Annotated in this window: 10 protein-coding genes; 2 read left to right on the forward strand and 8 right to left on the reverse strand. The window is 47.3% G+C overall.

All coding sequences use genetic code 11. The features are described 5' to 3' along the window. Nucleotides 1-99: 99 nt before the first annotated feature. From mfd to J4G07_11495, 4 genes are all read right to left on the reverse strand, one after another. Nucleotides 100-3,612, reverse strand: a complete 3,513-nt coding sequence (gene mfd / locus J4G07_11480; GenBank protein ID MCE2414618.1) for a transcription-repair coupling factor — start codon at nt 3,610-3,612, stop codon at nt 100-102. A gap of 162 nt (nt 3,613-3,774) precedes the next feature. Beyond that, nucleotides 3,775-4,542 (reverse strand): DUF3108 domain-containing protein, encoded by a 768-nt coding sequence (locus J4G07_11485; GenBank protein MCE2414619.1) that lies wholly within the window; start codon nt 4,540-4,542, stop codon nt 3,775-3,777. A gap of 149 nt (nt 4,543-4,691) precedes the next feature. Then, nucleotides 4,692-5,336 (reverse strand): hypothetical protein, encoded by a 645-nt coding sequence (locus tag J4G07_11490; GenBank protein ID MCE2414620.1) that lies wholly within the window; start codon nt 5,334-5,336, stop codon nt 4,692-4,694. 12 nt (nt 5,337-5,348) lie between these two features. Next, a complete protein-coding gene (locus J4G07_11495; protein ID MCE2414621.1) occupies nt 5,349-6,146 on the reverse strand; it encodes a hypothetical protein in 798 nt (265 codons plus the stop codon). A 382-nt stretch (nt 6,147-6,528) separates the two neighbouring features. On the opposite strand from J4G07_11495, the gene J4G07_11500 reads away from it, so the two are divergent. After that, nucleotides 6,529-7,026 carry a histidine phosphatase family protein gene (locus J4G07_11500; GenBank protein ID MCE2414622.1) on the forward strand — a complete coding sequence of 166 codons (498 nt, stop codon included), beginning with the start codon at nt 6,529-6,531 and terminating at the stop codon, nt 7,024-7,026. After that, nucleotides 6,996-8,390, forward strand: coding sequence for a hypothetical protein (locus J4G07_11505; GenBank protein ID MCE2414623.1), 1,395 nt, complete (start codon nt 6,996-6,998; stop codon nt 8,388-8,390). The genes J4G07_11500 and J4G07_11505 overlap by 31 nt, the downstream gene beginning before the upstream one ends. An 86-nt stretch (nt 8,391-8,476) precedes the next feature. On the opposite strand, the gene J4G07_11510 is transcribed toward J4G07_11505, so the two are convergent. The 4 genes from J4G07_11510 to J4G07_11525 all read right to left on the reverse strand — a co-directional run bounded on the left by J4G07_11510 (nt 8,477) and on the right by J4G07_11525 (nt 12,194). Then, complete coding sequence (locus J4G07_11510; protein ID MCE2414624.1) at nt 8,477-9,667, reverse strand: NERD domain-containing protein; 1,191 nt, start codon at nt 9,665-9,667, stop codon at nt 8,477-8,479. Further along, on the reverse strand, nt 9,648-10,058 hold the full coding sequence (locus tag J4G07_11515) for a hypothetical protein (GenBank protein MCE2414625.1): 411 nt from the start codon (nt 10,056-10,058) through the stop codon (nt 9,648-9,650). Before J4G07_11515 ends, J4G07_11510 begins: the two co-directional genes overlap by 20 nt. A gap of 74 nt (nt 10,059-10,132) precedes the next feature. Continuing rightward, nucleotides 10,133-11,986 (reverse strand): AAA family ATPase, encoded by a 1,854-nt coding sequence (locus tag J4G07_11520; GenBank protein ID MCE2414626.1) that lies wholly within the window; start codon nt 11,984-11,986, stop codon nt 10,133-10,135. Between the two features lies 1 nt (nt 11,987). Then, on the reverse strand, nt 11,988-12,194 hold the full coding sequence (locus J4G07_11525) for a hypothetical protein (GenBank protein ID MCE2414627.1): 207 nt from the start codon (nt 12,192-12,194) through the stop codon (nt 11,988-11,990). Nucleotides 12,195-12,293: the final 99 nt, after the last annotated feature.

Consider the following 12,293-nt stretch of genomic DNA (forward strand, 5'->3'; position numbering starts at 1 on the left):
AGAATAGCCGTCAGCGATCAGCACTCAGGCACCAAAGGAACCTTTGTTAACGAAAATCCCTTAACTGATAGCCGATGGCTGATAATTGATAGCCGTTGGTTACATATCAACAAACAACCTGAGCGTTTGTTGCAATTCGGTCAACATATTCACGCCAGTCACTCCCGGCATGCGAATCTGAAGTTGTGCCGGCGGTTGTAACTGGAGATTTTTATTTTGGTGGACTATTTCAATGAATTTCTTCACATTAATTCGTGGTTTTCTTTCATCAAAGGCAACCTTCACCTGCTCCTTTCCAGCAACAATGGCTGTGATACCGAGATGTTGGCTGAGCTGTTTGATGTCAGCGACCTCCAGCAACATCTCAGCAGGTTCGGGTATTGCCCCGTATCGATCCTTCAACTCCTCGCGAAGTTCATTAAGTGCTCCTCGATCTTTCAAGCCAGCAATTTTCTTATAGATAGAGACCTTTTGACGGCTATCGGGGACGTAGTCATCCGGCAGATACGCTTCAATGGGCAGGTTGATACGCGTTTCCACGGTTTCCTCAACCTTTTCACCCCTAAGCGCCATCACCGCTTCCTCAAGAAGTCGACAATACAGTTCATAACCGACAGTGACGATGTGTCCATGCTGTTCCGCACCGAGGATATTTCCAGCACCGCGAATCTCTAAATCTCGGAGGGCTATTTTGAAACCTGAACCGAGATCTGTGAATTCTTCGATAACGCGAAGTCTCTTTTGTGCGCCCTCTGTGATTGCTTGATCCTGTGGATAGAAGAGATACCCGTAAGCTTGCGCCGCCGCACGTCCGACGCGCCCTCGTAACTGATAGAGTTGTGCCAAACCGAGTGCATCCGCTCGATTAATGAGGATCGTGTTAACGTTGGGAATATCCAGTCCCGATTCAATAATCATTGTGCAGACCAGAACATCATGTTTGTGCCGCACGAACTCCAGCATAATGGTTTCCAATTCACGCTCAGGCATCTGTCCATGTGCGACTGCGATGCGCGCATCCGGAACCAGTTGTTGAATTGCTAAAGCGATGCTTTGTATGTCTTGAACGCGATTGTGGACAAAAAACACTTGTCCATCGCGTCCTAATTCAGTCGTGATGGCTTCCCGAATCACATCACTGTCATAAGGCATGACGTATGTTTGGATCGGCAACCGATCGGCTGGTGGCGTGTTAATGACACTAAAGTCTCGGATACCCACAAGCGACATGTGGAGTGTACGTGGAATTGGTGTAGCGGTCAATGTAAGGACATCAACGGTTTCTTTGAATTGTTTTATTTTCTCTTTATGCTTAACGCCGAAACGATGTTCTTCGTCAACTATTAGGAGTCCGAGGTTGTCGAACGCAACCGTTTTTGAAAGTAGGCTGTGTGTTCCAATCACAACATCAACTGTGCCTTTCGCCAACCCCTCTTTAATCTGTTTTATCTCTTTCGGTGTGCGGAACCGATTTAACATTTCGATTTTGACGGGAAAGGGTTGGAAACGTTTTTCAAAAGTGTCGTAGTGTTGGAGGGCGAGAATGGTCGTAGGGACAAGAACTGCCACCTGTTTCTCGGACATGACGGCTTTGAAAGCGGCACGCAACGCTATCTCGGTTTTTCCGTATCCGACATCTCCGCAGACGAGCCGATCCATCGGACGTTCATCTTCCATATCTGCTTTGACATCTTCAATCGCTTGGAGCTGATCGTTAGTCTCCTGATACGGGAAAAGTGCCTCAAACTCGGTTTGCCAAGGCACCTCAGTCGGGAAACTGAAGCCTTTGCGAGCTTGGCGAAGGGCGTACAATTTGATGAGTTCGCCCGCCATCTGTTCAATGGATTTCTTCGCCTTGCCCTTTCGTCGATTCCAAGCAGCCCCCCCAAGACGATCGATACGGGGTTTATAAGAATTGTCCTTGCTACCGACATATTTCTGAACGAGGTCAACTTGATAGGTCGGTACATAAAGGATGTCATCCGCGCTGTATCTGAGTATCAGAAAATCTTGTGACTTTCCGTCAATTGCCAATCGTCGTATCCCATCATAAATAGCGATGCCGTGCGAGACGTGTACGACATAATCCCCAACCTTTAGATCGATGAGGCTGAGAATTGGCGTTCCGTCTGTAGAAGGGCGGTGTCGGATAGGACGGCGGTGCTGGCGACTGCCAAAGAGTTCATCTTCGGAAATAACAACAAAATTCAGTGATTCGTTGAGAAAACCTTCACTAATTATCCCGACACTGGTTTGAATATCTGGAGGCGATAATTCGCGTTCTGCTAATATTTCAGATACGCGCTTCGACTGTTGCGGCGTTTCACAGAAAACATGAATTCGGATTCCTTCCTCTGTCCAAGTTTTCATCTGATTGATGACCGTTTGATAGTTACCAGAGGGGAGTGCCAACGGTTGCATCTCAAAATGCAAAGATGATGTCTGATTGTCCATTACCTCACGGGGTGGTGCTAAGGACGATGAAATAACCGACTGCTTCTCGAATTCAGCAGTGAGTGTTTCAAAGGAGGCGAGAAGTTTATCGGGTGGGACCATGAGGCTGGATTCCACTAACTTCTTCTCGTACAACTCCTGCATCTGCTCGTGCATGTGTGAGGCTTCGCGCTGCTGCCATTGGGGTTCAATGAAACAGACAATTGTGTCATTGGGCAGGTAATCGGGCAGCAACTCGGTTTCTGGAACCAGCATCGGCAAAAAGCCTTCTATGCCGTCATGCAGTGGACATTCTTGAAGCCGATATTGAGAAGATGCTGCTTCTGTTAAAGATTGTGTTATTTCCCGAACCGTGTTTATCAATTGTGGCGTTGCGTGTTCTTTGATGAGAGCATCCGCTTCGGTTTGCCAATGGTCGACCGATACATCAGCAGAAAGGACTTCCCGTAAGGGCGTAAGTGTAACCGATTCCATTGCTTCCGTTGAACGTTGCGATATCGGATCGAAAGCGCGGATCGTATCAATTTCATCGCCAAAAAACTCTACCCGAATAGGCATATCGGCAGTAAGTGGATAGACATCTAAGATGTCGCCTCTACGCGCAAATTCACCCTTGACTTCCACCAGTTCAACATTTTGGTAGCCCCCTTGAATCAGCATCGCTGCGACATCATCTGGATCTATCTCATCTCCGAGATTGAGGACGCGACATGCCTCGGCAAATCGATGGCGCGGCGGGAGTCTGTAAAGTATCGCTTGGCTTGATGTTACAATGATGCTTCGTTCTTTATGGAGCAAGTGTTCCAGACATCGCATTCGCTCCGCGACGGTTTCCTTGGGAGGCGCGATGCCATCAAAAATTTTTCGGTGCCAGCCTGGAAACAGATTTATCTTCGACTGCACATCGAGCATAGGTGTCGCTTCTGAAGCGGGATATGCCGTGTAGGCACAAATTTCTTCTAAGACTTGCTCGGCTTCACGTTGTGAAGGAAGGATAATCAGGAAGGATTTTTCAGGAAAATCGCAGCTGAGGGTTGCCAAAAGATACGCCGTTGATGCGTTTGCTAATCCTCTGAGCCATGGAAGATTCTGGTTTCCATCTTTGAGACGTGCCACCAGCGTTCGATAATTTTCCGTTTTGCGTAGAAGCTCTATCACTACTATTTCCTTCATTGGCTGTCAGGGGATTAACCATCGGCTATCAGGTCGCTTCGCTTTCGGCGGTCAGGAAAGCGGTGTTTTGCTGACCGCCGAGAGGGGTCCCCACCCGTTACTCGGAAAGGGAAACGCAGCGAACCCCCTGACTGCTGATCGCCATGCTTAATCTGTAAATTCGATGTCAGCTAAAGCGATTTTTACTGTCAATTGTCCTATCTTGCTCTCCGCTTTGACAGGTAAGCGACGTTCATCATCTGTGAGCCAGAAGCGGTCGCCTGCTGAAGTTCGCAGGACGAGCGTTTTGACCATGCCCAATGCCTTACTTTTTACCATCTCGCTACGCTCAACAGCGAGCGTAACCTTCTGGACTTTTCCCTTGGCGATAATCGGAAAAAAATAGGTTTTACCGAGTTCAAATTCTTTAGAACGCAAAAAGTAGAGCGTTGACAGTTCATCTTGTGTGCCAATGGGTGTTTCTATGACTTTTGTTTCGCGTCTTTCAGGCGATTTCGGCTTCGGACGTGAGGTCTTTTCATATGCTGCCGTTTCTTCTCGAAAATCAACGGTGACGGTGGCACGATATTTTTGATCTTGCAGGCGATTCTGAAAGCGAACCGGTGAGAGGGTAATCGGATTTAAGTACGTCTCCTCTTGTCTTTGGAAACTATATACTCTAAAAAGTGAACGGGTTTTCATTTGAGACTGGATGTGATAAACGTCCTCCCCATTCATTGAGGTCTCTTTGACAATCCAGTCCGTTCGCTGGGCGGCAGGTATTTTTTTCCAACTAATGTTATAGGTTAATTTTTCTCCGACCCTTAGTGGATTCGGAGCGAGGTCTGGGCTTTCAACAAGTGAACGGGAAACACCATTTACGGCAAGCGTCCCGATCAGCAAAAAGATGGAAATTAAGTGCTTTGCATACTGCAAACTTTTTGTCCTTTTTTAATTACACCTTGCAAGTAAGTTTCGCGATCTGTTATTGGCAGGCTTATGTTTCGAGTCGCATGTCATTTCATTCCGTGCTCGGTTTTTGACTGGAGCATTTTCTCTTACCAGCCACTGACCACTAATCGCTATTAGAACCGATGTGTAAAGATTAGAGAACGGATACCATTGTCTCTTTGTTGCACCTGCACAGAAAATCTTCGATTATTATACGCTTCGGTTGTCTTCGGGGCATCAATGATGTTCCAAATGTGGATTCCGATACCCGCGGCGAGAAAAACGCCGCTCAAAAAGGCGTGGTTATTTCTCCGGGTGCGTCCCTGTTCATACGTTAAGAATTCACCCGTTCGGATGTCTTGAAATCCTGTCTCGAAAACACCTTGATCGTTGTAATGCAGGGCGCGTGCAATATTATAGCCAGCAAGTGCAAAGGTCCCTAACTCAGCAGTCAGAAAAAGCGTCGCTTTTGTATAATTACGAGCGTAAGCTTGCCCCAGTCCAGGCATAAAAGTTGACAACCGCGATGCTTTTTTGAGATCAAGTGCTGGATAGTAGCGTTCTGCGTGTTCCCGAAAGAGTGGATACTCCGATTCAGGCTCAGGAGTGCCCAAATAGTTTCGGAAAAGCGATTGCGTTTTGTTGTTTTCAGTGTCAGAATTTTCATCAGGGGACGCGGTTTCAGCGTTTACCGATACAGAACCGGAGATGAAAATTAACAGAAACACAAGTAGCATGCATAGAGGCGGCACCCACACCGCCTTAACTTTTTTTAGCATGAAGTGTACTCCTTATTGAAGTATCTTAAGAGATGGTGCCAATTGGACATTTTCTGGTTCCGTTTGGTATGCCCAATCGAAGATGACGGCATCATCAGAAAGTTTGCGCACCTGGATTTTGGCGAAGTTTCCATCGGGTGTATAGATGGCATAGATATGCCCCTCAATGAGTTCAACAAATAGCGTCGTATACCCAAATTCCGGAACAATATCAATGCCGTCAAAGTATTCATGATACCCCAAATCTTGCATGGACGTATCATTGTCCGAATAGAGATAAGGAACGTTTACCTCAGTATCAAAACCGAAATAGACATCGGTCGCGGGTGTGTCCCAGGGGATGCTCCCTTTTTCTGGTCGAGAGAAATCAAACCCACTTCTTCCAGGCGAAAGGTTGTAGTCATCAAGGACGACGTTCTGTCCTTCGGGTCGGGGCGTATCCCAAGCATCTTCGGGACTCAGTTTGCTCTCGTTTCCGTCAATGTCATAAGCGGAAACAGCGTAGTGGTAAGTCTCCCCGTTTCGCACTGTTGTATCTTCATAACGCGTGGTATTTTCCGATACCTCTACTAATGCATTAAAATCTGTGTCGTTGCGTCCACGCCACACTGTATAACCCGCCAAGTCATATTCGCCATTCGGGTACCACTCAATGGTGACCTGCTCATCGCCTGTAATAGTTCTGACTCCGCGAGGCGTCGCAGGCGGCTCGTCGTCCGTATCGCTCGTATCAACGTAACATCCACCGATATTACCAAGCAACATAACAAAGAGTAGTGTTATGAGAATCCCGTTAATTTTGACTAACATGTTTTATTTCCTCCAGAGTTTGAATTGTGTTGAACTCTGTAACGGATATTCTCCTAAATGTGTTGACAGGCTCTTATAAAATAATATCACAAAAGGCTTCGGAATGCAAGTCAAAATTTCTGGTAATTGGCTATCAGTTATCAGCAATTGACATCGTCTGAATCGGGGATCCCGTAGATTTCGCGGATTACGGATACTTCTGTCTTAATCAGGTTTCTCAGGATTATGGGTTTTCCAAGATTAGAGACGCTCCTTGTCGGGAATCGGAATTCCCTCCTACAGAAGAATTGAATGCTTCTACACCGTAAATCTCCAATTGACATTCCATCCCAATTGTGATATGATACGAGGAAAGATTTATGATCAACATAAGGGATAGAAAATGAAAACGCTCCTGATTCTGAGACACGCCAAATCCAGTTGGAATTATCCGGAACTCTCTGATTATGACCGCCCTCTTAATGTGCGCGGCAAACGGGACGCACCGCGCATGGGAAAATTTCTGCGAGAACAGAAGTTAATTCCCGATAGGGTCCTCACTTCATCAGCAAAGCGGGCAAGAAAAACCGCGAATAAAGTCGCAAAAGCGTGCGGTTATACGGGCAAAGTCAAAAAGTTAGATGCGTTTTATGATGCCGTTGTTGGGGTTTATTTTGAAACATTACAAGCATTACCAGACAAATATGAATGCGTTATGGTCGTAGGACACAACCCAACGATGGAACAACTCGTAGGCTACTTGACTGGACAGATTAGGCGGATGCCAACCGCGGCACTGGCACATATTGAACTCCCCATCCAACAATGGGAAACACTGAACTTGGATACAGCAGGAACTTTAGTCAACTTATGGACACCCAAAACGCTTTTCACAGATTGAGCCAATTGCTATCAGGGGTGCTGTTTCTCCTGTTTGCAGGGTTTTGCACGTTCTGTAGACCTTCCGTAGCTGAAATCCCGGTTACGACAGCCAAAGATGGACAATTCCTCCCATGGGTCGTCGACGATGGTGAGGGTGGCGTTATTGTTATGTGGGAGGATTACCGCACCGGTAAGGATTGGGATGTCTACGCGCAGCGTGTTGATGGTAGTGACACAACGCGTTGGAAAGAAAATGGGATCGCAATCTGTAAGGTAGGTAGGAATCAACGCCGTCTACGAATGATTCGACATGAACAGCACGCGATCGTTGTTTGGAACGACAGACGCGACAGGAGTAATTGGGATATTTATGCCCAAGCGGTGAATCTTGAAGGTGAGGTGCTTTGGCAAACAGATGGAATACCTGTCTGCGTAAACAGTGCGGATCAATCGACGCAAGCGATTTTGAGTGACGGTGAAGGCGGTGCCATCTGTGTTTGGGAAGATGAACGCCGAAGTTCTGAATTCCAAGATTTGTACATCCAACGGATCAATGCGAAAGGCGAAATGATGTGGGAACCTAACGGAATGCCCGTTTTTCCATCGGAATCCCTCCAGAGCGATCCGATTCTGCTTGCTGATGGGACTGGGGGTTTCTATATTGTTTGGTGGGATGTTATCGGATATGACGCTTGGCACATCATGGCATACCGATTGAGTTTAGACGGGAAACCGTTGTGGGACGCGCCGCGTCTCATTTCGCCAGCAGAAGGGATGCAAGGCGAACCGCGGGTGATTGCCGATGGTGAAGGCGGATTTATCGTCGTGTGGCAGCTTTATGAAAACTTTATCAACGATCAACTTTACGCCCAACGGGTTGCACCCGACGGTAGCAAATTGTGGGAGGACACAGGGGTTCCTGTTTGCACTGCACCGGGTATCCAGAAACATGCCTCGATTGTGAGCGACGGAGCAGGCGGTTTCATCGCTGTCTGGCACGATGAACGGGATGTTTACTCCGATTTATATATGCAGCGCATCCGTGCCGATGGAACGCTCGTCTGGGAGACGGATGGTATCCCGCTTTGCACAGCCGGTGGACATCAGGATAAACCTTTCATCGTGCGAACTACGGAAAACCGTTTCTCTGTAGTGTGGTTAGATTATCGAGAGGACTTTGGTGAAGAGAGTAGCGATGCTATTTATCGCCAGCAAATTGATTTAGAAGGCAAACCATTATGGGAAAGAAACGGGGTCGCTATTTCTACAAGTGAGGGAAAACATTATCCGCCGTTTGTGGTAACCGTTGGAGCGGGAAAATGGGTTGTTGTCTGGAGTAACACCCAGCAAGACAATGGCGATATCTATCTTGAGCGGTTTTAGACGGATTCTCTGGTCATCTCAATAATTATCACAATCTAAAAGATTATGCTACAAAGGGGGCAATTTGGGTTAGTAATAGATTGTATCTATATTTGAGCAGCAGGATCTGAAGGACGTTCTTGCACGACAGGAATGACATAACTCCGAATCGTCAAATCCTGTAATGTTTGCGTTTCTACCCGAGATTCGGGGTTTTTGCGATGATCGAAGACGACGTAGTAGCCTTCGTTCGCATTTTCTATGCTGAGATACTTCGCGAGTTGCTGTTTGCCCGCTTCATAGAGCAGATCACCTTCCCAAATTTTTGTTTCAACAACATACTTGCGCGCTTTATGGAGAATGAGCAGATCTATCCTGCCTCGTCCTGTTTGGACCTCAAGATACATGTTACCACCGACGAGGCGGACAAATTGGTCAAGATAAGCGAAGAGGAGATATTGTCCGACATATTCGTGCGGTGTATCTGGGATTTGCAATATTCTGAAACCTGCGCGGGCGATAAAATCTTTGAAGTTATCCAAGAGAGATGGCATGTGAATGTGTCCATCAGGGGCAAGATAATCTCGAAAGCCGGCGCGGGTGTCTTCCGGAAGGTATTCCCGCTCTAAGCCGTTAATGGGTTGCTTGAATGCCTGCATAATACGGAACTGATAGATTGGGTTAACAATCTTACATACCCCCCCGGTATCTTCCGCAATCACGCCATACGTAACGAGTTCGCTGATAACTTCATTGTCCAAGTTGAAGGCCACGCCTTCATCGTAAGAGGCGATCTGCATCAGGATTCTCTCGAAGCGCGGGTCTCTGCGGATATTCGTCAGCAGGTGCTGAATATTGCGATTCTGTTCACGAAGGAGCCGCGTATGTGCCTTTGAGAAGTGCCCCATCGTGATCGGCTCGGTCTTTGGGATATCCAGTTCTGTTGTGAGAATTTGGGCGCATCGGTTGACGAGAAAGGGTTGTCCAGCAGTCTGTCTGTGGAGATTTTCGATAACTTCAGGGGCGAAGGCTTGTCCAACTTCGTCTGTATATTGCCCAAGAAGTTCACGCACCTGTTCGAGGGTGAAATTGGACACTGCAAACTCGTCATGAATATTGAAGGGAGACACTGAACGGTCATAATCAAGTTGAGCGATGCTCTTGATTCCAACGATACCGACGCTGTGTGGACATTGCGGAGCACTGCGGGTGAGGTAGATGCGACGTAGCGAATGAAGGAAACCTCTCACAGCAGTTTTGGGAATGCCATCAAACTCGTCAATGACAATTCGATACATGCTGGAAAAATCTTATCATCGACAGATGGTCGGTTATCTCTGCAGTGTCTAAGAACTCTACAAACGCTTCAGTAGGTATGCTTCCACGTTTTCGGAAATTGTGCGCTATCCGCTCGCGAAGATCTTCGGCGAGGTTTGTGTAAAAATCGACCGAATCTACATCTTCGTATGCTTCAAAGTTGAGTTCAATAGGAAAATAGGTTGGATCCTCCGCGACAAGCATGTCAAGAGCGAATTGAAAAAACGTGGTTTTGCCGGTTTGGCGCGGTGCGAAAATAACAAGGTATTTTCCATATTTGACGCGATCAATAAAGTCGCTGAGTTCGGCGGTCCGGCTGACAATGTAATTTTTCTCTGGGGATACGGGGCCTTCAGTTCCAAATGTTTTCATTTTTCTTTCTCATCGGCGGGAATGATATAGCAACAAGTGTATCCTATTGAAAAAATAAATTCAATCTCCCACCTCTATGCTTCTCTGGTCATCTCAATGAGATGCGCGCCTTCAAGCCCTAAACGAACATCTGCATCATAACTCGTCACAACGACCTGATGTTCTTCAGCGAGTTGACGAATGAAATCGACCATCAACGCCTTTCGTTCTTCATCTAAGTGGAGCGTTGGATCGTCGAAGACAAAGAAGCCGGGGTTGCCTAATACCTTGGCAAGGGCAACTTTGAAGCAGAGATAGAGGAACATCTTTTCACTGCCACTGAGCAACATCAAACTCCGATCGACACCATCTATCGTGAGCGAAGGGAGTAAGTGTTGGCGTTGTAAGTCAATACGCGTTTGTCCGAAAAGTGCCATTTTTTCGAGCCAATGATGCAACTCCTCTTCAGCGGGTTTGAGGATCTGACGTTGGAGAGTTTCGATGGTTTTGTCCACGCCAGCGCAGGCGAGTTCTAAACTCAGGAGCGTCTTTTCAATTTTAGCTGCGTCTCTGTTAGTTCGCTGGAGCGCGCCAAGCCTATCCAAACGAACAGCCTCTTGCTGCTTGAGTTGGTCCAGACGTTTCCGCTCCTGATCGATTTGGGCTTTCAACTTCGGTTTGTCTAAGCCTGCCGCGGTTTCAGAAGGCAACGCTTCCCCTTCCTGGATTCCCCTTTCTGCGAATCGAGAAGACAACATGCTGAGTTCACTCTGAATTTCTTCAATTTCGCCGGAGTGTTGTTCAAATCGGGCTAAACGTCCCTGCAAAGTTTGGAGCCGTTGTTCAAGTGCACGACGATGCTTTAAATTCTCGGTTTCCGTTTCCAATGATTGTTTATAGGTATCCAATTCAGTGCAGCGTTGCGATTTTTCAGCTTCCTTTTCGTCAATAATCTGTTGCACGACTTCGCGCTCTACCTCCTGATAACAGGTCGGGCAGTGCTGTTCATCGCTTTCAATCAGGGTTCGGAGGGTATTACAGACAGTCGTCAACGCCGCAATCTGCGACTCAAGACTACCAATCTGTTGTATAAGTGCTTCCCGCTTTTTCTCTAATTCGGTGGCTCCCTGAATACTGGTCTCGATTTTAGTTGTCATTTCTCGCAACGGCTCAATGCCTTTGAATCCGCGCAACGCTTCGTGCTGCTCGCGTGTGAGCGTGTCCAGTCGCTTTTGCAAGCGGTTCTGGTGCTGTCGCCATTCTGCGATTAACGCGGCATCCCCCGCTTCGGCACCGTAAGCGGTTTCCAAACCTTTCAATTTATCTTCAATGCGTTCGATTTCGGCTTGATCCACGTTCTGTGCAGTGAATCGCAAACTATTCTGATGTGCCCGAATTCTCCCCTGTTCACGTTTCGCTATACGCCGTGTGTCAATGAATCGCTCTCGGACTTCAATGAGCCTGTCAATACCGAGGAGTGTATGGAGAATATCGCGTCGAGTTGTGGATTGGCGGGCAAGGAATTCAAAAATCTCGCCTTCACGGAGAAAAGTGGTGAGGGCAAGCTGCTCGTGCATAATGCCGAATTGCTTTTGCAACATCGCTTCTGTCACCTTGACACGTTTTTCGTCGAAAAGCACCTGCCACGCGCCGTTTTTTTCTGAACGGAGTTGGATACGTTTCCCTGTCGCTCGGTAGAGTTGATAGCGTTCACCATCTACGATGAATTGGAGACCCGCTGTGCCACTATAGGCTTTGGCATTTTTTATGGCGGAGGTATCCACGCGTGGGACAATCGGTTTTCCGGTTAATGCAAAAAAGATCGCATTGACAAGCGTGCTTTTCCCACTGAAGTTGGGACCGAAAATGAGATTGATGCCGTTGTGAAGATCAAAATCGCGCTGTTGGAAACAGCCGAAAGCCTTAAGGCGGATCCGCTCTAACTGCATATCAGTCGTCTCGCTTTTGGTGAATGAGGTCGTAAAGCATTTGGGCTCGAACCTTCTCTCGCCCATTCGTTAAAGTCAGTTCAAATGCACGCACAATCGCTTCAAGTTCAGCCGGACCGAGGGCTCTATATTTCTCGTCACGCTGAATCAATGCCTCAATTTCTTTTCTGTAAATATACTGCGTTTCGTTTTCAAGGGAGATGTCCATTTTTGGTATCCATTGTCTGAATCAGGATTTTCAGGCTTCTTCGATCTTCTCAAGATTATCGTTAGCAGTCGGGATTCGGAGATCCCTCCTACAGGAGAA

It is taken from the genome of Candidatus Poribacteria bacterium, assembly GCA_021295715.1.
GTDB lineage: Bacteria > Poribacteria > WGA-4E > WGA-4E > WGA-3G > WGA-3G.